The organism is Amycolatopsis sp. NBC_01480, assembly GCF_036227205.1.
GTDB lineage: Bacteria > Actinomycetota > Actinomycetes > Mycobacteriales > Pseudonocardiaceae > Amycolatopsis.
The window spans coordinates 743,120-762,348 of the sequence record NZ_CP109442.1 but is presented as its reverse complement, the minus strand read 5'-3'; the positions used below and the strand labels follow the sequence as shown (position 1 = coordinate 762,348).

Below are 19,229 nucleotides of genomic sequence, written 5' to 3'. Positions count from 1 at the left end.
CGCGAGGAAGGCCACCGATGACCTCGACACCGCACCCCGAACCCGGACACCGCCCCCGCCGCCGCCTGCGTCGCCGCGCCGCGACTCCCGCGGCGCACGCCGGCCGCGACCGACTCCGCACGCGCTCCCGTACCACCACCCTCGGAGGTATCCGGACCGCCCGCCCGACCACGCTGTGGCCTTTCGGCGACGCCGAGGTACTGCCCGGCACCGCGCTGCTCGCCGGCTGGCTCGGCCGCACGATCCTCACGCTCGTCACCACCTACACCCGCCCCGGCGACCGCGTCCTTCTCCTCACCCCACCGCTGCCCCCGCGCCCTCCTTCGCGAGCCCCCTGCCGCACGCACGAGGGCGACCCGTACGCCGGACTCGCCGAAGCGGTCTGGACCGTCGCCCGACTCGGCCGCGGGGTCGACACCGCGACCGCAGCACCCGGTCCGGACTACCCCGACGGCGACATCAGGTCGGTCTGGCGCGCCGGAGCCGAGTCGGGGTCGCGACCCCGACTCAGCCGACTCGGCCTGCGCCCGTCGGCCGGTCCGAACCCCGACTCCGTCTCCCCGCGGGACCCGGCCGGAACCCGACCGGACGGCGGGTTCGATCTGATCATCACCGCGCTCGACCCCCACGCCACCGACTGGCTCGCGTGCACCGACTGGGGCGCGCTGCTCACCCCGCACGGCCTCGCCGCGACAGTCACGCACAGTGATTCGCACGGCGGCCGGCTGCTCGACCCATACTCGGTCATGGTGGAAACGCTGGGTAGTTACGGGCTGCGGTGTCTCGACCACATCGCCGTGCTCACCGCGCCGGCACCGGACCGGGTGGCCAGCTCCGCGGTCGGCGAGCAGACCGGAGCCGCGACGCTTGCACGCGGCCGATCGCCGCGCGCCGGCGTCGCCGGTCCGCCGCCGGTTCGCCGGGTGCACCACGACGTCGTTCTGTTCGGACGGCTGCCGGTCACCACACCGGAGGACGGCGCCACCGACGGGAAGGAAACTTCGGATGTCTGAGTACGCCGACGAGTGGTTCTCCCGGCCGATAGGGGAGCGTCCCGAGGGGCCGGTGCTGACGTCGGTCTGGCCCACGGGCAGAGCCAGCGTGGCGGCCCAGCTGGACGACGACGGCTACCACGACGCCACCGGCACCGACCCCGCGCTGATGGCTCCGGCGGTCGCCCGCTACGCGATCGCGGCGTTGACCCGGCCCGGGGGCGTGGTGCTCGATCCGGACTGCGGAGCGGGCACGACCGTCGTTGAAGCGCTGCGCTGCGGGCGGCACGCGATCGGGCTGACCGGGCAGCGCCGGTGGTGGCGCCTGGCCCGCGCCAACGTGACCGCGACGAAGGCCCGCGGGGTGTTCGTGGACGGCATGGTCCTCGTTCTCGACCGCCGCCCCGGTACCGCGGCCGCCGCGGCAACGGCGGGGCTGACCGGGCGCGTCGATCTCCTGCTGACCACCCTTCGGCCCACCGGCCCGTACGGCGATCTCACCGGTGCGCTGGACCGGCTGAACCAGTTGCTGATGCAGTACCGGTCGTTGGTGCGGCCCGGCGGGCACGTGGTCATCACCTGCCCTCCATTGCGCCATCCCGTCCGGCACGATCTGCTCGACGTCCCCGGCCAGATCGCCCTCCTCGGCAGCACGGCGGGGCTGGCACCGGTCGCCCGTTGCCTGGCGCTCACCGCCACGGTGCGGCGGGGCCGGGCCTTCACCCGCGCCACCCTCGCCCAGCGCCGCGCCGCCGCCCGGGCGGAACGCGCACTCGGGCACCCGGTCGCCCTGCCTGCCCACCACACTGTGCTGGTGTTCAGGGCCGACCCCGACGCCGCCGAACCGGCGCCGGCGCTGTCTCTCCCGCTGCCGCCCGCACCGCGACGACGGCAGCGGCGCGTGCGCGGATCACGTCCGGATGGGGCTCGGCCGGAGACCACCGTGGGGGCTGCGGCATGAGCCGGCACCGCTGTTTCCGAACCCCACGGGGCCGCACCGAAGGGGCCGTCATGAACACCACGACTGAGCGGGGGCACCGTCCGCATCGGGTGCCACGCCGGGGCGATCCCGTGCTGTATCCCGGCGCGCAGGACCGCGCGCCGGACTCGGAATTCCGGAGCCGGCGGCAGCGGCTGCGCGAATACCTGGCCGAGCGATTGACCGCCCCGTACGACAACGACGGCGGGAGGCGGGAAATCGCGGATCGCGGGATTCGCGCGTACCAGCGCGAGCTGGCCCGGCGATCGCGCGGAGCGCTCCGGCAGAGGACTCGCGAAGGCTGGTGGCACGGGCCCGCGCCCTACGGCTACACCCTGCAACGCCACCGGGCCGGGGACCGGCGGCCTCGGCTGGTCATCGACGAGCTGCGGGCACCGGTCGTGCCGCTGATCTTCACCTGGTCCCTGCACGGCAACCTCAGCGACCGCGCCATCGCCCGGCGGCTGACCGAACAGCAGCACCCCCTGCCTGTCGACCCCGTTTCCGGCTGGCCGCGGGCATGGAGCTGGGCGATCGTGCGGACCGTCCTGACCAACCCCGCCTACCTCGGCTACGTCACCCGTGACCGCACCGTGCGCGGAGCTGCCCAGCCACCGGAGTGCTGGACCTGGTCCCGGCAGCGCAGCCACCCGGCGCTGATCTTGCCGGCCGCGTTCTGGGCGGTCCACACCCACCGGTCCCGCGAAGCGCCGGCGTGCCCGGACACCGGCACCACTGCGTTCGACAGCGACCACCAGGAGGCGGCGTGAATCAGCATGTTCACTACCGCGACGACGCGGTCACGCTTTACACCGGCGACGCCACCACCACCCTGGCCGGCCTGCCCGACCGCTCGGTGGACTGCGTGGTCACCAGTCCGCCGTACTGGGGACTGCGCGACTACGGAACCGGCACCTGGGCCGGCGGCGACCCCGGCTGCACGCACCCGGCGGCCGGCCGCGGCAGCAACCTGCCCCAGCCGAAACACCCCCGCGTGGCGTATCCGGCGTCGGCCGCGCAGCGCGGTGCCGCGCCTCAGCACTGCCGCCGGTGCGGCGCCCGGCGCGAAGACGAACAGCACGGCCTGGAGCCGTCCCCGCAGGACTACGTCGATCGGCTCCGAGGTGTCTTTGCGCAGCTGCACCGCGTGCTGGCCGACACCGGAACGGTGTGGCTGAACCTCGGCGATTCCTACTCCGCCGACCCGCCCGGCCCCACCCGGGGTGACGCGATGCGGGCCAGCACCCTGTCCGGCCGTACCGCGGCGGCACCGCTGCGGGACTCCGTCCGCAGCGCCGGCGTCCGCCGTACCCAGAGCGTGCCCCGCAAGAACCTCCTCGGCATACCGTGGCGGGTCGCGTTCGCGCTGCAGACCGACGGCTGGATCCTGCGGAACGCGATCGTGTGGCACAAACCCAACGCCATGCCCGAATCTGTCCGGGACCGGCTGTCCAACCGGTACGAGATGTTGTTCCTGCTCGTCAAACAGCAGAAGTACTTCTTCGACCTCGATCCGGTCCGCGAACCACCTGCCCGTTCTGCATCGCGCAGGGAGGGCAAGCTCATCGGCGGCTCGAACAAAGACCGCGTTACCGGGATCGACGTGACTGCACGGCACCGCGGACACGGGGCGTACGGCAAGCACCGCGATGCCAGCCCCTTCGCGGAGGTAGGGCACCGCGACGAGGTGCGCCCGACCGGGGCGCAGCACACCGCAGTGCCCCAGCGTGGCAAGAACCCTGGCGACGTCTGGTCCATCACGACCCGCCCCCTGCGGGAAGCGCATTTCGCGGCCTTCCCGATCGATCTCCCGCTGCGGTGCGTCGCCGCCGGTTGCCCGGAGGGCGGGGTCGTGCTCGACCCGTTCAGCGGCGCCGCCAGCACCGGAATGGCCGCACGTCAGCTCGACCGCTCCTACATCGGGATCGACCTCAACCCGCAGTTCCACGACGTCGGCCTCGGACGTCTCGGCCTCGCCCCGGACGGCACGGTGAAGGCCGCATGAGAACCTTCATCGCACCCTGCCGCCGGCGCGAGGATGCCGCCCCTTCCATCTCTGATCCGGGAACTGAGAGCGGGGAGCTGCCCGAGCACATGGGGCTGACGGCGAAGGCGGTCACGCTGTGCGTGGGGGATGCCGCGGAGGTGGTCGCGGGGATGCCGGCGGGATCGGTGGACTGCGTGGTGACGTCGCCTCCGTATTGGGGGTTGCGCGACTACGGGATCGAGGGTCAGCACGGGGCCGAGTCCACTGTGGGTCGTTACGTCGCGCGGCTGACGGGTCTTTTCGACGAGGTACACCGGGTTCTGTCTCCTGGCGGGACGGTGTGGCTGAATCTCGGTGACAGCTTCGGCGGGTCGTGGGGAAATTATGTGGCCACCGGGTCGATGGCGCGGACCGCCCGGGCACGGTCCGCGTCCAGCTATGGGGCGCACCGGCCACCGCAATCGGCTCACCGAAGTAAGGATCTGGTCGGTGTGCCGTGGCGGGTGGCGTTCTCGTTGCAGGAGAGGGGCTGGGTGCTGCGGAACGCGGTGGTGTGGGAGAAACCGAACGCGCGCCCGGAGAGCGTGCGGGATCGGCTTGCTCAGCGTTACGAGATGGTGTTCCTGCTGACCAGGTCGGAGTCGCCGTGGCTCTGGCCGCGTGCTGAGGTTGCGGCGGATGTGTGGCGGGTGCCGGCGGGGCGTGCGGGGGTGGGGCATCCGGCGGCGGGAACGTTGGAGGTCGCCCGGCGTTGTGTCCGGCTGGGGTGCCCGCGTGGTGGCGTGGTGCTGGATCCGTTCTGTGGCAGTGGAACCACGGGCCTGGCCGCACTGGAGCACGGCTGTTCGTTCGTCGGTGTCGATCTGGACCCGGCCTGCCACGACCTCGCGTATCGCCGGCTTGCGGAGGTGTCATGAGAATTGAGGGGGCTGTGCCGGAGGGCGATGCGTCGGCGGTGATGACGGTGGCTGAGCTGGCGGCGTTGCCTGCGGTGGTGGATCTGATGACGGCGGCGCGGGCGTTGCGGATCGGCCGGACGACTGCGTACATGCTGGCGCGTGCGGATGATTTCCCGTGTCCGGTGTTGCGGGTGGGCGGTGAGTACCGGGTCCCGGTCGTGGGGCTTATTCGGGTGCTCGGTCTCGATCCGTCCATCGGGTGAATCTGTTGTGACTCGGGCTTCCCCAAGGGTGGTCTGCAGCGCGAGTATCGCGGCAACCCGCTGATTCGACCGAGAGATGGTGAGTAAGGATGGCGGAGGGATCGGTGTACAAGCGCTGTTCCTGCAGGGACAGCAACGGCCGCGAACTGGGGTCGGCGTGCCCGCGGCTGGAGCAGAGCCGGCATGGGCAGTGGTGCTACCGGGTCGAGCTGCCCAAGGACCGTGCAGGGAATCGGCGTCCGCGGCGGCGTAGCGGCTTCGAGACGGCGAAGAAGGCGCAGGAAGGTCTGGATCACGTCGGGAAATTGCTTGCCCTGGCCGGTGATGACGAGGACATGCTGCGCAAGATCGCGGATGTGATCGCGGCGGCGATCTCGGCTCGGCAGAAGCTGCCGGAGGTCGACGGTATGCGTCGGCTGGTGCGGGCTGGTGCCGCCGTGCTGGAGCATCCGTTGATGGACGGGGTGTTCACCGCGTTCCTCGCGAAGAAGAAGGCGACGCGCAGCCGGAACACCTACCGCTCCTACGAGTCACACGTGCGGCTCTACCTGCGGCCGCACCTCGCACACATCCGGCGGGACAAGCTGTCCGTGGCGCATCTGGACGGCATGTTCGACGCGATCGTGGAGCACAACGATGTGATCGCCGAATGCCGCGCCAGCGGCGACCCACGCAAGGTTGCGGCGGTGAAGTGGCAGCGCCCGGTCGGTCCGACGTCGATCCGCCGGATCCGGGAAACCTTACGAGCGATCCTGAGCCCTGCGGTCAAGGAAGGCCTGCTGACGGTGAATGTGGCGTCGTTAGTGGAGTTGCCACCGGCGAACCGGCCGATACCGAAGGTATGGACCGAAGAACGGGTAGCGCGGTGGCGGCTGACGGGTGAGATCCCGTCGCCGGTGATGGTGTGGACTCCGGCACAGACTGGCCGGTTCCTCGACTATGCGGTCAACGACCTGCTGTATCCGTTGTTCCATCTAATTGCTCATGTCGGGCTGCGGCGCGGGGAGGCGTGCGGACAGCGCCGCTCCGACACCTACCTCGACGCAGCGACGCTCGAGGTGGCGAATCAGATCGTGCAGTACGGGTGGGAAACCGGGCAGGCCTCGCCGAAGACCACCTCGTCCGAAGGCTTGGTCGCGTTGGATCGCGACACGGTGCTCGTCCTGCGTCAGCATCTGGCGGACCAGGACACGGCCCGCGGCCGGCTTGGCTCGGATTGGGTCGAGAGCGGCCTGTTGTTCACTCAGCCTGATGGCAGTCCGTTGCATCCGGCGGATGTCACCGCGAGGTTCCAGGAGCTGGCGCGTCTGGCTGGGTTGCCGCCGATCCGGTTGCATGACCTTCGCCATGGTGCGGCGACGTTGGCGCTCGCGGCTGGTGCGGACATGAAGACGGTGCAGAACATGCTCCGGCATTCCTCGATCACGGTGACCGCAGACACCTACACCACGGTGCTTCCCGAAGTCGCTCTCGCCGCAGCTGAGGCGACGGCCAAGATCATCCCGCGGACGGCAACGCGACGGCTCGGGCTCGTCTCGGGCACGTTACCGACCACAGTGGACAGTCAGAAAGCGGAAGATCTGCTTCCAGAAAACACAAAACCCCAGGTCACCATTTTAAGTGACCTGGGGGGTGAGGGTGCGCCATCAGGGACTCGAACCCCGAACCCGCTGGTTAAGAGCCAGCTGCTCTGCCAATTGAGCTAATGGCGCTTGTGTTGCCCGCCGCTTTGGTCTCCCTCGGCGACGTGGAAAAGATTAGCAGGGTGTTCAGGCCGTGTTTCAAGGGGGTCCTGTTAACCGAGTGCACCCGCCCAGACCCTGGTCGGACCCCGTCTCATCCGGACATCCACCCCCGAAACGACCACCCAAAGACGGCCCAGGAGCTCCGGTCGCCAACGTGATCACGCTCACCGCGGCAGCCAACCCGACAACGCCACGCCCCCACGCCTAAGGGGGTCCGGGGGCAAGCCCCCGGCGGGGGTGTGGGGGGGGCCGACCCCCACAAGAAATGGCAAAACCCCAGCCCGTGAAGGACTCACCAGAGTCCGACCAAGCTGGGGTGATAGGGTGAGCGACGGGTTTCGAACCCGCGACCTCCTGGACCACAACCAGGTGCTCTACCAGCTGAGCTACGCCCACCATCTGCGAGGGAACCTTGTGGTCACCTTGCTGCGAGCAATCCTAGCGTGCCCGCGCGAACGCTTTTCAGGGGGTTACCCCCGGTGGCGTTCCTGCACTTCGGCGGCGGCGGCCTTGGCCTGGTCGCTGGTCGGGCCGGGCTGGGGGACGAAGGCGGCGCTGCGGTAGTAGTCGAGTTCGCCGATGGACTCCTTGATGTCGGCGAGCGCGCGGTGGGCGAGGCCCTTTTCCGGCTTGGCGTAGTAGATCCGCGGGTACCAGCGGCGGACGAGTTCCTTGATCGAGGACACGTCGACCATGCGGTAGTGCAGGTGGCTGTCGAGGGCCGGCATGTCGCGGGAGATGAAGCCGCGGTCGGTGGCGATGGAGTTGCCGGCCAGCGGGGCGGTGCCGGGGTCCGGGACGAACTCGCGGATGTAGTCGAGCACCCGCTGCTCGGCCTCGGCGAGGGTGACGGCGGACGCGCGGACCTCTTCGGTGAGCCCGGATTTGGCGTGCATGTCGTGGACGACCTGGGGCATGCCGTCGAGCTTGGCGTCGTCGGCGTGGATGACGATGTCGACGCCGTCGCCGTCGCCGAGGACGTTGAGGTCCGAGTCGGTTACCAGCGCGGCTATTTCGATCAACGCGTCCTTGCCGAGGTCGAGCCCCGTCATCTCGCAGTCGATCCAGACTAGGTGGTCGGTCACCTGGACAACCCTAACCCGACACGGGGATGTCAGCGGGGTTACCTGCGCATTCGGCGCGTTACGCTCGGGCGGCCAGGTGAAACGGTGTGATTTCGGACTCGGAAACGGGGTGCGGCCAGTGGCCGAGCAGGGGTCGGGGCCCGCGGCGGAGATCGCCGGCGGCTATGTCAGCGAGGGTGGCGCGGTCGAGCTGGGCGCCGTCGTGATCGACGGGACGGCGGACTCGTCGGCGGCGGTGCGGCTGCCGCTGGCGACGCTGAACCGGCACGGCCTGGTCGCGGGCGCGACCGGCACGGGCAAGACGAAGACGCTGCAGCTGATCTCGGAGCAGCTGTCGGCGGCGGGCGTGCCGGTGGTGCTGGCCGACGTCAAGGGCGACCTTTCGGGGCTGGCCGCGGCGGGCGAGCCGTCTGACAAGCTGACGAAACGTGCTCAGGAACTGGGCGACGACTGGGCGCCGGCCGCGAGCCCCGTGCAGTTCCTCTCGCTCGGCACGGGCGGCAAGGGCTCGCCGATCCGCGCGACGATCACCAGCTTCGGCCCGGTGCTGCTGTCGAAAGTGCTGGGGCTGAACGAAACCCAGGAGTCGACGCTCGGCCTGATCTTCCACTGGGCCGACCAGCGGGGCCTCGCGCTGCTCGACACCAAGGACCTGCGTGCGGTGATCACCCACCTGACCAGCGACGAGGGCAAGGCCGACCTCAAGGGCATCGGCGGCGTCTCGGCCGCGACGGCCGGGGTCATCCTGCGCGCGCTGTCCAATCTGGAGGCCCAGGGCGGCGAGGACTTCTTCGGCGAGCCCGAGCTGGACGTGCACGACCTGATGCGGCAGTCCGACGGCAAGGGCGTCGTCACGCTGCTGGAGCTGGACAATCTGCAGGCCAAGCCCGCGCTGTTCTCGACCTTCCTGATGTGGCTGCTGGCCGAGCTGTTCGAGGAGTTGCCGGAGGAGGGCGACCTCGACAAGCCGAAGCTCGTCTTCTTCTTCGACGAGGCGCACCTGCTCTTCGCGGACGCGTCGAAAGCGTTCCTGGAGCGCATCGAGCAGACCGTGAAGCTCATCCGGTCCAAGGGCGTCGGCGTGTTCTTCTGCACGCAGCTGCCCACCGACATCCCGAACGCCGTGCTGTCGCAGCTGGGCGCGCGGGTGCAGCACGCGTTGCGCGCGTTCACGCCCGACGACCAGAAGGCGCTCACCCGCACGGTCAAGACGTACCCGAAGACGCCGCATTACGACCTCGAGTCGGCGCTGACGTCGCTGGGCATCGGCGAGGCGATCGTCACCGTGCTGTCCGAGCGGGGTGCGCCGACGCCGGTCGCTTGGACGCGGCTGCGCGCGCCGCGGTCGAAGATGGGCTCGGCCGGCGCGGACGCCGTCGCCGCCGCGGTGGCCGCTTCCGATCTGCACGCCAAGTACAGCGAGACGATCGATCGTGAGTCGGCGTACGAGAAGCTGGCCGCGAAGGTTGCCGCCCCACCCGCCGAGGCGCCCGCCGCGCCGGATGCCCCCGCTCCGGCGCCCAAGCCGGAGAAGGAAGAGCCCAGCATCATCTCCCAGGCGATGAGCAACCCGGCGGTGAAGTCGTTCATGCGGTCCGCCGCGAACGCGCTGGGCCGTGAGGTCACGCGGGGGCTCTTCGGCAACAGGAGGCGCTGAAAAACCTGACAGGAGATGGCAGGTAGGCCCAGCAGGCTGAGGCGAGTCAGGCACCCGGGAAGAGGAGAACCAGCGTCATGACCTGCATCGCCGTCGCCACGTTCGAGCTGGACAAGTGGGACCCGCAGGCCCAGGACGAGGCGGGTGGCACCGAGTTCGCGCGGGTGGCGATCGCCAAGACGTTCACCGGCTCGGTCGAGGGCAGCAGCACCGTCGAGATGCTGACCGCGACGAACGCGACTTCACGCGCGTACGTCGCCTTCGAACGGCTCTCGGTTTCGGTGGACGGCCGCAAGGGGACCTTCGTGCTCCGGCACGCCGCGGGCGACGAAGGGCTGTCGCTGGTCGTCCTCGACGGCTCGGGATCGGGTGAGCTGGCCGGGCTTTCCGGCACCGCCGCGATCACTCAGGACGAGGCGGGCCACCACACGTTCACCCTGTCCTACGACCTGTGAACAGCGTGAAGGCCGCTCTCCCCGGGCCCCGATTCCCTGGGAGAGCGGCCTTCACCGGGTTCCTCGCCTGCCCCGACAGTGAGCGAGGAAGAGGACGGGCCGCCCCGACCGCGGTCCGTCCACGACCTGGTCAGCCGTTGACGATCTGGTTCACGATCGTCTTGGCGTCGTTGATCGGGATGGCGAAGCCGATCCCGACGCTGCCCGCGGAGCCGTTCGCCGACGCCGACGGGCTGTAGAGCGCGGAGTTGATGCCGATCACTTCGCCCTGGGCGTTCACCAGCGCGCCGCCGGAGTTGCCCTGGTTGATCGAGGCGTCGGTCTGGATCGCGGTGTAGCTCGGGCCGCTGTTCGACGACTCGTTCGAGGTCTGCTGGCCGAACGGCGACTGCTGCTGTTGCTGCTGCTGGCCGACGTCCGACAGCGGCCGGTTCAGCGCGCTGACGATGCCCGTGGTCACGGTGTTCTGCAGCCCGCCCGGCGAGCCGATGGCGACGACCGACTGGCCGACGACGAGCTTGCTCGAGTCGCCGAGGGTGGCGGCGGTCAGCCCGCTGGCGTTCTTCGCCTGCACCACGGCGATGTCGCCCTTGGTGTCGGCGCCGATCACGCTGGCCTGGTACTTCTTGCCGTCCGAGGTGGTGATCGTGACGCTCTGGGCGCCGTCGACGACGTGGGCGTTGGTGAGGATCCGGCCGTCGGAGCTGAGGATGACGCCGGAGCCGATCGCCTCGCCCTGCGCGGTGGTCACGTTGACCTGCACCACGCTCGGCACGACCTTCGCCGCGACCGCGCTGACGTCGCCGTTCGAGGTCGTGTTGCTGACCGTCTGGCCGGTGACCGCCGACGAACTGGTCGAGGAGGCGGCCGACGTCCCGGTGAGCCCGACGATCGCGGCACCCGCGCCGCCGCCGATCAGGGCGGCGGCCAGCGCGGTCCCGCTGACCACGGCCGCGAGCCTGCGGCTGTTCCGCCGCGGCTGCGGGATGACCGGCTGCGGCTGCGGCGTGAAGAGCGGATTCGGCGCGGCCTGCTGCTGGTAGCCGTACTGGGGGTACGGACCGTACTGGGGGTGGACACTCTGGTGCGGCTGGTGCCCACCGGTGGAGGCGGGGCCGGGCCGACTCTCGTTCTCGGTCATGTACCCAGGTTCGCGCTCATGCTTGTGAGAATCCTGTGGAAATACCCGGGGCTTTGCTGAGAAGAATCAGCTGAGAATCCTCAGGCGTTCCTCAGCGTTCACCGGATTCCCGCCCGGTCAGCCGAAGAACGACGGGACGTCGAGTGCACCTCCGGAGGCCTCGAACTCGTCGTGTACCGCCTTGCGCAGTGCCTCGTCGGCCAGATAGTCGGCGGCGGTGAGCGCGAGCCCGAGCGCCCCGTCGACCACGGCCTTGTCGCCGGACGCCGACCCGGCCGCTTCGGCAAACTCCTTGGTGTGCAAGGCGACCGTGGCCCCGGAGACGGCGATCATCGGGTGCAGCGACGGCATCCGGAAGGACAGGTTCCCCAGGTCGGTCGAGCCGGTGAGGAACTCCGGCACGATGCCCGGCGGCAGCGGCTTGCGGCCGGTGCCGAGCTGGTTGGCCGACCAGCGCCCGGCGAGCGTGGTGTTGAACCGGATGGGCAGGTACGCCGGCTGCGCGTCCCAGCTCAGCTCGACGCCGCAGCCGGTCATCTCCGCGGCGCCGTGCGCGATCGCGGTCATCCGCTTGGCCAGGTCGCGCAGGGTCTCCGGATCCGCGGAACGGAGGTAGAACAGCAGCGCCGCCCGTTCCGGGATCACGTTCGGACGCGCTCCGCCGTCGGTGAAGACGCCGTGCACGCGATCGGTCGACGGCAGCTGTTGCCTCAATGCCGACACACCTTGGTACGCGGCCACGGCGGCGTCGAGTGCGTTGCGCCCCATGAACGGCTGCGCGGACGCGTGGGCCCCGACGCCGTGGAAGACCATCTCCAGCTGGCGCCGGCCCAGGAAGGGGTGCAGTGCGATGTCGTGGCTGAACGGATGCAGCATGATCACCGCGTCGACGTCGTCGAACACCCCGGCCCTGGCGAGCGTCTCCTTGCCACCGCCGCCTTCCTCGGCCGGCGTGCCGATCAGGGACACGCGCCCGCCGAGCTGTTCGGCCACCGCGGCGGCGCCGAGGAATCCGCCGGCGCCCGCGGTGCAGATGACGTTGTGCCCGCACGCGTGGCCGAGCCCGGGCAGCGCGTCGTACTCCGACAGCACCGCGATGTGCGGGCCGCCGTTGTCCGCGGTGCTCGCGCGCAACGCCGTGTCGAGGCCGCCGAGCCCGACCGTCACCTCATGGTCGTGCGCGCGCAGCAGATCGGCCAGCGCGCCGACGGAGCGGTGCTCGGCGAAGCCTTCTTCGGGATGGGCGTGCAGGTCTTGGCTCAGTGCGACGAGTTCTTCCGCGCGTGCCTGGACTTCCTGGCCCACGGCAGCCCGGACTTCCGCGCCGGCTCCGGTGTGGTCGGAGCCGAGCGGTTCGGCGGCCTCGACCGCTTCGGCCGTGGCTTCGAGCAAGGCGCGCAGGTGGCTGTCGTCGGGTGGGACGGGCGCGGAGTGGGTCATGCGGCGATGCTAACCCGGGGCACCGACAAAGTGGATCAGCTCGGCTCGGGCCGCTTCCCGGCGACGATCTGGATCAGCCCCGAATACCGCTCGCTGAGCGCGATGAAGCCGCGGGCGCGCAGGCTCGCGGCGATCTCGCCGCGGTCGAACATCCGCTGCCCGCTGAGGATCCCGCCCGCCGAGCCGGCCAGCCTTGCGGGCTGCCAGCCGGGGCGTGCGCTGGTGAGCAACACGATTCTGCCGCCGGGACGCAGGATTCGAGCGAAAGAGTCCAGCGCGCGTTCGGGCTCGGCGAACAGGTGCAGCGCGGCGAAGCAGCAGATGGCATCCACAGTGGACTCCTCGAGCGGTGGCCGGACGGCGTCCGCGCGGAGGTAGGCGACACTGGACGGATTCCGCTCCGCGGCGGCGCGGGCGAGCATGCTGCGCGCACCGTCCAGGCCGATGGCGAGGCCTTCGTCGCCGACCGCCTCGCCGAACGCGCGGGTGAACCGGCCGGTGCCGCACGCGACGTCGAGCACGACCTGGCCCGGGCGCAGCGCCAGCAGTTCGGTCGCCAGCCGGACCTCACCGTCCATGCTCGGGCCGAACGGGCCCTTGAACAGCCTTCCGAGGGTGGGGCGCCAGTAGTGCTCGTAGACCTGGGGGAGCAGCGTCGTGCGCATCAGGCGCTGGGCGATCCCGGTCGTCGGCCCGGCCTGGGGGACGTCGCCCAGGCCGTCGAGGAAGCCTTCGGCGGTCGCGTTCACGGGGCTGGTGAGCAGGCCGGCGAGCCGGTCCTGGCTGGCCGGTGGCGTGGCTTTCCGGTCCGCGGATCGGTCCCGGTCGGTCGGACGGCTGGTCGGCACGGGGGCTCCTGGGGGCGCGGCGGGTTCGGATACCGGCAGTATGCCCACTATCCGCCCTCCACGATCGAGTGAAGATATCCCCGATCAGGAGTTCGAGGCCCCGGATTGTCAGCCCCCATTCCTAATCTCCCCACCACGGCCTCCAACCCCGGAGCCCGCAGAGGAGGGACCCGCGATGACCACACCGATCCTGGCCCGCACCGAGCTGCCCACCGGCGAGATCGCCGTGCGGGGCCCGTTCGACCTGTCCGCCGCCACCCGCTTCCTGGCCGGCTTCGGCCCGGCGGGCCGCCCGGACGCCGCCTCGGAGCCCGGCGTGCTGCGGCTGGCCTTCCCCTCCGACGGCGATTGGCGCCATGTCGGCGCCACGATCCGGCAGAGACCGCCCGGCGAGCCCGGCACCGATGTCTTCACCACCGGCTCGCCCGGCCCCGCTTTCGCCGGTTCTTCCGACGCTTTCGGCGCAGTGTCCCCGCTGCGGCCCTCGCCCGACATCGGCCCGTACGGCCGGAGTTCCCACGATCCGGCTTCGGTCGCCGCGAGCCCCTTCGCCACCGGCCCGGCTGACTCGGATCGGTCCGGCCGCCCACCGTCCACCGCGAGTTCGGCGGTTCCCGGCGCCTTCGGCACCGTCGAGGTCGAGGTGAGCGCGCCGGTGGAAGCGGCGGGCCGGGTCCTGGCCCAGGTCGGCCGCATGCTGTCCCTGGACGTCGACGGGTCCGGCTTCACCGGCCTCGGCTTCCGCGACCCGGTGCTGGCCGGGTTGCAGGCGCGGCGAGCGGGGCTGCGGCCGGTGCTGTTCTCTTCGCCGTACGAGGCGGGCTGCTGGTCCGTGCTCGCGCAAGGCATGCGCTTCAGCCAGGCGATGCGGTTCCGGCGGCGGCTGGCTGAGCGATACGGGAAGGTCGTCGACGTCGGCGGTTACCGGGTGCTGTCCTTCCCGGCGCCGGGTGTGCTCGCGGACCTGCCCTTCGAACCGGGCCTGGCCGACTTCCGCACCGCCCGGCTGCGCGCCGTCGCCAAAGCGGCCGCGGAGGGCCGGCTCGACCCCGCCGAACTCCGCGAGATGCGGGTGGCAGACGCCCTCGAGCGGCTGCGTGAGATCCCCGGAATCGGCCAGTTCTCCGCCGAGCAGATCCTGGCCCGGGGCGCCGGCCACTCGGACTTCTTCCCGCGCGCCGATGCCCGCCTCCACCACGCGATGCGCGAGGAGTACGGCCTGCTGGACTCCGTCGGCCCTGCGGACCTGGAACTCCTGGCCGGCGCCTGGCGCCCCTACCGCAGCTGGGCCGCCCTCCTCCTCCGCGTCGACCGCGACGCGGTCCCGATCATGGAGGAGGTGATGGCCGCCTGACACCCGGTCGCCCTCGGCCCCTCGGCGGTGCTGCCGCCCTGCCCTGGGCCTCGCCGGGGAAGCCGCCCGCACCTCTGGGCGCTCGCTCGCTCCGCACCGTCGGCGCCCGGCCCGACCGTCTCCGCCATCTCCGCACCGATCGACGGCCGCGGCCGCCCGCACCTCTCGGCGGTCGTCCCTCGCGTGCGGTGGCGCCGAGGCTGTCTACCTCGCGTGCGATGGCGCGGGGCGGCCCGACCGGGAAGACCGAGCGCCACCGTGCTCCGTCGAGCCCGCGGGGCGCGGTCGTGCCGCACGCTTCGTATGCAAGAGGGCCTTCCCCGCCCGCGTTCCCGCCTCCGGCGTGAAGCAAACCGACCGTTGAGACCGAACGACACCGTGAAAACGAGGAAGGAGCCGCGATGGGATGACGCGCCCATAGCTGAGCGAGCTGGCCGAGGTACAGCGGGCGCTAACAGGGGCCAGATGCGGGCTGTGGTGAGGTGGCGGCGTGATTTCGACCGCCTTCGATGCCTCGTCCGTCTTCGGCCGCCTGGTGCCGGGTGGGCTGTCCGGTGCGTCCGGGCTGGCCGCCGCTGCCGGAAGCGGGACGGACACCACCATCGACAACGCGCTCACCCAGGCACAGACACCCGGCGCGATCACCTTGATCACCGGCGGTGTGGCGTTGCTGGTGGTGCTGGTCGGCGGGACGCCGTGGCGGCTGGCCCGCAACGTGATCACCATCGTGCACGAGGCCGGTCACGGGCTGGCCGCGGTGCTGGTTGGACGGCGGTTGCGCGGGATCAAGCTGCACTCGGACACCTCGGGCGTCACCGTGTCACGCGGGAAGCCCGAGGGGCCGGGCATGGCCTTCACCGCGATGGCCGGCTACGTGGCGCCGTCGGTGCTGGGCCTGCTGTTCGCGAGTCTGTTGGGGTCCGACCTGATCACGGCGGTGCTCGTGGTGGTCGCGCTGCTGCTGCTCGGCGTGCTGATCATGGTGCGCAATGCCTACGGGGTGTTTTCCGTGGTCGCGAGTGCTGTGGTGCTGGGGCTCGTGGCGCTGGTGGCGCCGCCGGTGGTGCAGGCTCCGTTCGCGTACCTGCTGACGTGGTTCCTGCTGTTCGGCGGAGTCCGGCCGGTGGCGGAGCTGCAGGTCAAGCGGCGGCGTGGCGCGGCGCGTGACTCCGACGCCGACCAGTTGGGCCGGCTCACCGGCGTGCCCGCGGTGCTGTGGGTGCTGGTGTTCGCCGTGCTCACGGTGAGCTGCCTGCTGGCGGGCGCGCTGTGGCTGCTGGAGCCCGTCGCGAACTGACGTCGGCGTGCCGCGAGTCGGCACGGCCTGTTGCGAGCTGATCGGCCTGCCACGACCCGGCTGGCACGGCCGACCGCGAGCTGAGGCGGGCTCGTTACGAGCCGACCCGGGCACCCTGCGTGCTCAGGCGTGGCCCGGTTGCGGGCTGACCGAGGCTCGTTGCGACCTGATACACGAGGTGGCCCAGACACCTTGCGAGTTCAGGCGTGGCCTGTTGCGAGTGACGCGGGCACTCTGCGGCCTGAGCCTCGAGCTGGCGCGGGCACTCTGTGAGCCGAGGCACGACCTGGTACGCGAGCTGACCCGGGCGCACCGCGGCCTGAGCTGCGAGCTGAAGCGGGCGCATTGCGACCTGACGGGTGGCCCGTTGCGAGCTGACTTGGGCGCGTTGCGATCTGAGGCGCGAGGTGACGCGTGGTCCGTCGCGAACTGGCCTGGGCCTGGTCGCGAGCTGACCGGATCGTTGCGCGCCGGCTGACGCGGCCGGTCGCGGGCTGGTGTGGGCGTGCCGTGAGCTGGTGCCCAGCTGGGCGCGGACTAGTGCGGGCGGGTTGCGAGCTGGTGCCCAGCCGGGCGCGGGGTGGTGCGCGGCCTGACGTTTCCCGAGGGCTGAGCCCGTCGTCTTCCGATGTGGGCGGGTGCGGCAGACTGGACGTCTGCTGGACCGCGCGGAGGGAGACGTAACGTTGGACGAGGTCACGAAGGCCGTCGAGGGCTGCGCGCGGGCGGCGAAGCGGGCTGCGCCGTCGCTGGCTGCCGCGACCAATGAGGTGGTGGACGGGGCGCTGGCTCGGATGGGCGAGCGGCTGATCGCGTACCGCGAGGAGATCCTCGAGGCCAATGGCGCCGACATCGCCAAGGCGCGTGCGGAGGGGATGAGCGCCGGTCTGCTGGACCGGCTGACCATCACCCCCGAGCGGCTCACCGGCATGGCCGAGCAGCTGGAGCTGCTGTCCGGCGCGCCGCACCAGGCCCGGTCCATCGACGTGTCCACTTTGGACGGCGGGCTGCGGCTGGTGGAGCGGCGGCGGCCGGTCGGCGTGATCGGGGCGAACTACGAGGCGCGGCCGAACGTGACCGTCGACGTGGCTTCGCAGCTGGTCAAATCGCGCAACGCCGGGGTGCTGCGCACGGGTTCGGCGGCGCTGGGCTCCGCGCAACGGCTGCGGGAGACCGTGATCGCGCCGTCGCTCGCCGACGCCGGGATCGACCCGGCCGTGGTGCAGCTGGTGCCTCGGGTCGAGCGGGAGGCCGCGTCGGCGCTGGTGCGCCTGCCCGGGCTGGTGCCGCTCGTGATCCTGCGCGGCAGCGGCGACAGCACGCGCGAGCTGGCCCGGGAAGCGGCGATGCACGGCGTGGGCACGCTGGCCCACGCGGACGGCGGCGGAGTGCTGTACGTCGACGCGGCCGCGGACGCCGGCAAGGTACGCGACCTCGTGTCCGCCAGCCTCGACCGGCTCGGCGTCTGCAACCGGCTGAACCTGCTGCTCATCCACGAGGGCGCGCACGACGCGGTCTGGCCTTCGATCGCGGAAGCGCTGGCCGAGCGCGGGGTGACGCCGTCGCTGGCGCCGCACGAGCACGCCGTCGGGTACGAGTGGGCGCTGGACTCCGAGCGGGAAGCGACCGTCACGGTCGAGAAGGTGACTGGGCTGGCGCAGGCCGTGGAGGTCGCGAACGAGCAGACGTCCGGCCTCGCGGCGGGTATCGCCACTGAGGACCCGGCCGCGGCCGACGCGTTCTTCGACGGCTACACCGGCACCGGCGTGTTCTGGAACGCGCCGACCCGGCTGCTCGACGGTTTCAAACTGCTCGCGGTCCCCGAGACGGGCATCAACCTGGACCGGGTGCCGGGGCCGCGCGGGCCGGTGACCTACACCGACCTGCACGTTCGCCAGTACGCCGTGCTGCCGGTGTGAGCGATGGCCGAACCTCGATGACCGCCCGGCCCCACGTCGTGCTCTCGGCCGCCCAGTCGCTGGACGGCTACCTCGACGACGCGAGCAGCACCCGGCTGCTGCTGTCCAATGAGGACGATTTCGCGGAGGTCGACCGGCTGCGCGCGGAGTCCGACGCGATCCTCGTCGGCGCGGGCACGGTCCGTGCGGACAACCCGCGCCTGCTCGTCCGCTCGGCCGAGCTGCGCCGCGAGCGGGTGGCCGAGGGCCGGCCCGAGCAGCCGATCAAGGTGACCGTGACGAGCAGCGGCAAGCTCGACCCGACCTCGCGCTTCTTCACCACCGGCGACACGGCGAAACTCGTTTACGCGCCGCCGATGTCCGCGGACGACCTGCGTGACGTCGCGACGCTCGTCGACGCAGGCACACCGCCCGAGCTGGAGCGGATCCTCGACGATCTCGGCGCGCGCGGCGTCCGGCGGCTGCTCGTCGAGGGCGGCGGCGCCGTGCACACGCAGTTCCTCGCCGCGGGCCTGGCCGACGAGCTGCGGCTCGCCATCGCGCCGATCACCGTCGGTGACCCGCGGGCGCCGCGGTTCCTGGGAACCGGCGCGGTCCCGCGCCCGCTGCGGCTGACGGAGGTGCGCCAGCTGGGCGACGTCGCGGTGCTGCACTACCGCGTGGCGGCGGAACCGTCGGCGCTCGACGTCCTGCGGCTTCGCCAGGCGATCGCGCTCGCGGACGAGTGCCCGCCGAGCTCGACGTTCCGCGTGGGTGCGGTGATCGCCGCCCCCGACGGAACCGTGCTCGCCACCGGGCATTCCGGTGAGGGCGATCCGCGCAACCACGCCGAGGAGGCCGCGCTCGCCAAGCTCTCCCCGGACGACCCCCGCCTCGCCACCGCGACGATGTACAGCTCGCTCGAGCCGTGCAGCGCCCGCGCGTCACACCCGCGCAGCTGCACCCAGCTGATCCTCGCGACGGCGATCCCGCGAGTGGTCATGGCGTGGCGCGAGCCGTCACTCTTCGTGGAGGCCGAGGGAGTCGAGCAGCTGACGGCGGCCGGTCGTCAGGTGATCGAGGTCCCGGCGCTCGCCGCGGATGTGCGCCGCGCGAACACGCACCTGCCCGGCGTTCGTCCCTGACGCGATTCTGTTGGTACGAAACACTTTCTCGATGGACGGACGCT

The 19,229-nt window shown here is 71.3% G+C and carries 17 protein-coding genes, 2 tRNA genes and 1 pseudogene; 13 read left to right on the top strand and 7 right to left on the bottom strand.

Annotation, left to right across the window (positions count from 1 at the left end):
• Positions 1 to 17 precede the first annotated feature (17 nt).
• The 6 genes from OG371_RS03650 to OG371_RS03625 are packed head-to-tail and all read left to right on the top strand — an operon-like array spanning position 18 to position 5,120.
• A complete protein-coding gene (locus tag OG371_RS03650) occupies positions 18 to 1,013 on the top strand; it encodes a hypothetical protein (protein WP_329065523.1) in 996 nt (331 codons plus the stop codon).
• A complete protein-coding gene (locus tag OG371_RS03645) occupies positions 1,006 to 1,953 on the top strand; it encodes a DNA methyltransferase (RefSeq protein ID WP_091629842.1) in 948 nt (315 codons plus the stop codon). Before OG371_RS03650 ends, OG371_RS03645 begins: the two co-directional genes overlap by 8 nt.
• Positions 1,954 to 2,003: 50 nt before the next feature.
• A complete protein-coding gene (locus OG371_RS03640) occupies positions 2,004 to 2,741 on the top strand; it encodes a recombinase family protein (protein WP_177231873.1) in 738 nt (245 codons plus the stop codon).
• Positions 2,738 to 3,976 carry a DNA-methyltransferase gene (locus OG371_RS03635; RefSeq protein WP_329065516.1) on the top strand — a complete coding sequence of 413 codons (1,239 nt, stop codon included), beginning with the start codon at positions 2,738 to 2,740 and terminating at the stop codon, positions 3,974 to 3,976. The genes OG371_RS03640 and OG371_RS03635 overlap by 4 nt, the downstream gene beginning before the upstream one ends.
• On the top strand, positions 3,973 to 4,875 hold the full coding sequence (locus OG371_RS03630) for a DNA-methyltransferase (protein WP_329065514.1): 903 nt from the start codon (positions 3,973 to 3,975) through the stop codon (positions 4,873 to 4,875). Before OG371_RS03635 ends, OG371_RS03630 begins: the two co-directional genes overlap by 4 nt.
• Positions 4,872 to 5,120: a DNA-binding protein gene (locus tag OG371_RS03625; protein ID WP_329065513.1), complete on the top strand. Its 249-nt coding sequence runs from the start codon at positions 4,872 to 4,874 to the stop codon at positions 5,118 to 5,120. Before OG371_RS03630 ends, OG371_RS03625 begins: the two co-directional genes overlap by 4 nt.
• A 292-nt stretch (positions 5,121 to 5,412) precedes the next feature.
• Here OG371_RS03625 and OG371_RS03620 read toward each other — a convergent pair whose 3' ends face one another.
• The gene (locus OG371_RS03620; RefSeq protein ID WP_329065511.1) at positions 5,413 to 5,634 is read right to left on the bottom strand and encodes a hypothetical protein; all 222 of its coding nucleotides are present in this window, start codon (positions 5,632 to 5,634) and stop codon (positions 5,413 to 5,415) included.
• On the opposite strand from OG371_RS03620, the pseudogene OG371_RS47330 reads away from it, so the two are divergent.
• A pseudogene (locus OG371_RS47330) lies at positions 5,528 to 6,562 on the top strand (tyrosine-type recombinase/integrase); the annotation flags it as partial. The gene OG371_RS03620 and the pseudogene OG371_RS47330 overlap by 107 nt on opposite strands.
• A 197-nt stretch (positions 6,563 to 6,759) precedes the next feature.
• Here OG371_RS47330 and OG371_RS03615 read toward each other — a convergent pair.
• From OG371_RS03615 to orn, 3 genes are all read right to left on the bottom strand, one after another.
• Positions 6,760 to 6,832, bottom strand: a tRNA-Lys gene (locus OG371_RS03615).
• Positions 6,833 to 7,188: 356 nt separating this feature from the next.
• Positions 7,189 to 7,261 (bottom strand) — tRNA-His (locus OG371_RS03610).
• Positions 7,262 to 7,335: 74 nt separating this feature from the next.
• Positions 7,336 to 7,950 carry an oligoribonuclease gene (gene orn / locus OG371_RS03605; protein WP_329065509.1) on the bottom strand — a complete coding sequence of 205 codons (615 nt, stop codon included), beginning with the start codon at positions 7,948 to 7,950 and terminating at the stop codon, positions 7,336 to 7,338.
• A 118-nt stretch (positions 7,951 to 8,068) separates the two neighbouring features.
• On the opposite strand from orn, the gene OG371_RS03600 reads away from it, so the two are divergent.
• Together OG371_RS03600 and OG371_RS03595 are read left to right on the top strand one after the other, a co-directional pair.
• Positions 8,069 to 9,607, top strand: coding sequence for a helicase HerA-like domain-containing protein (locus OG371_RS03600; protein ID WP_329065506.1), 1,539 nt, complete (start codon positions 8,069 to 8,071; stop codon positions 9,605 to 9,607).
• A gap of 77 nt (positions 9,608 to 9,684) precedes the next feature.
• Positions 9,685 to 10,062, top strand: coding sequence for a DUF3224 domain-containing protein (locus OG371_RS03595; RefSeq protein WP_329065504.1), 378 nt, complete (start codon positions 9,685 to 9,687; stop codon positions 10,060 to 10,062).
• Between the two features lie 130 nt (positions 10,063 to 10,192).
• Here the strand turns inward: OG371_RS03595 and OG371_RS03590 are convergent, their stop codons facing one another.
• From OG371_RS03590 to OG371_RS03580, 3 genes are all read right to left on the bottom strand, one after another.
• Positions 10,193 to 11,203, bottom strand: coding sequence for a S1C family serine protease (locus tag OG371_RS03590; protein ID WP_329065502.1), 1,011 nt, complete (start codon positions 11,201 to 11,203; stop codon positions 10,193 to 10,195).
• A 117-nt stretch (positions 11,204 to 11,320) separates the two neighbouring features.
• Positions 11,321 to 12,643 carry a M20 family metallopeptidase gene (locus OG371_RS03585; RefSeq protein WP_329065500.1) on the bottom strand — a complete coding sequence of 441 codons (1,323 nt, stop codon included), beginning with the start codon at positions 12,641 to 12,643 and terminating at the stop codon, positions 11,321 to 11,323.
• Positions 12,644 to 12,678: 35 nt separating this feature from the next.
• Positions 12,679 to 13,491: a class I SAM-dependent methyltransferase gene (locus OG371_RS03580; RefSeq protein WP_329065498.1), complete on the bottom strand. Its 813-nt coding sequence runs from the start codon at positions 13,489 to 13,491 to the stop codon at positions 12,679 to 12,681.
• Positions 13,492 to 13,666: 175 nt separating this feature from the next.
• Here OG371_RS03580 and OG371_RS03575 point away from each other — a divergent pair, with 175 nt between their 5' ends.
• The 4 genes from OG371_RS03575 to OG371_RS03560 all read left to right on the top strand — a co-directional run bounded on the left by OG371_RS03575 (position 13,667) and on the right by OG371_RS03560 (position 19,185).
• Entirely contained in the window at positions 13,667 to 14,845 is a 1,179-nt protein-coding gene (locus OG371_RS03575; protein WP_329065496.1) for a DNA-3-methyladenine glycosylase family protein, read from the top strand.
• A gap of 601 nt (positions 14,846 to 15,446) precedes the next feature.
• Complete coding sequence (locus OG371_RS03570) at positions 15,447 to 16,142, top strand: M50 family metallopeptidase (protein ID WP_329072902.1); 696 nt, start codon at positions 15,447 to 15,449, stop codon at positions 16,140 to 16,142.
• A 686-nt stretch (positions 16,143 to 16,828) separates the two neighbouring features.
• Entirely contained in the window at positions 16,829 to 18,061 is a 1,233-nt protein-coding gene (locus tag OG371_RS03565; RefSeq protein WP_329065494.1) for an aldehyde dehydrogenase family protein, read from the top strand.
• A gap of 17 nt (positions 18,062 to 18,078) precedes the next feature.
• Positions 18,079 to 19,185, top strand: a complete 1,107-nt coding sequence (locus OG371_RS03560) for a dihydrofolate reductase family protein (RefSeq protein ID WP_329065493.1) — start codon at positions 18,079 to 18,081, stop codon at positions 19,183 to 19,185.
• The last annotated feature ends 44 nt before the right edge of the window (positions 19,186 to 19,229 follow it).

What these genes read in the sequence shown, in the direction of transcription:
- OG371_RS03650 (WP_329065523.1), top strand. Translation starts at nt 18, where the DNA reads ATGACCTCGACACCGCACCCCGAACCCGGACACCGCCCCCGCCGCCGC.
- OG371_RS03645 (WP_091629842.1), top strand. Translation starts at nt 1,006, where the DNA reads ATGTCTGAGTACGCCGACGAGTGGTTCTCCCGGCCGATAGGGGAGCGT.
- OG371_RS03640 (WP_177231873.1), top strand. Translation starts at nt 2,004, where the DNA reads ATGAACACCACGACTGAGCGGGGGCACCGTCCGCATCGGGTGCCACGC.
- OG371_RS03630 (WP_329065514.1), top strand. Translation starts at nt 3,973, where the DNA reads ATGAGAACCTTCATCGCACCCTGCCGCCGGCGCGAGGATGCCGCCCCT.
- OG371_RS03625 (WP_329065513.1), top strand. Translation starts at nt 4,872, where the DNA reads ATGAGAATTGAGGGGGCTGTGCCGGAGGGCGATGCGTCGGCGGTGATG.
- OG371_RS03595 (WP_329065504.1), top strand. Translation starts at nt 9,685, where the DNA reads ATGACCTGCATCGCCGTCGCCACGTTCGAGCTGGACAAGTGGGACCCG.
- OG371_RS03590 (WP_329065502.1), bottom strand. Translation starts at nt 11,203, where the DNA reads ATGACCGAGAACGAGAGTCGGCCCGGCCCCGCCTCCACCGGTGGGCAC.
- OG371_RS03585 (WP_329065500.1), bottom strand. Translation starts at nt 12,643, where the DNA reads ATGACCCACTCCGCGCCCGTCCCACCCGACGACAGCCACCTGCGCGCC.
- OG371_RS03575 (WP_329065496.1), top strand. Translation starts at nt 13,667, where the DNA reads ATGACCACACCGATCCTGGCCCGCACCGAGCTGCCCACCGGCGAGATC.
- OG371_RS03560 (WP_329065493.1), top strand. Translation starts at nt 18,079, where the DNA reads ATGACCGCCCGGCCCCACGTCGTGCTCTCGGCCGCCCAGTCGCTGGAC.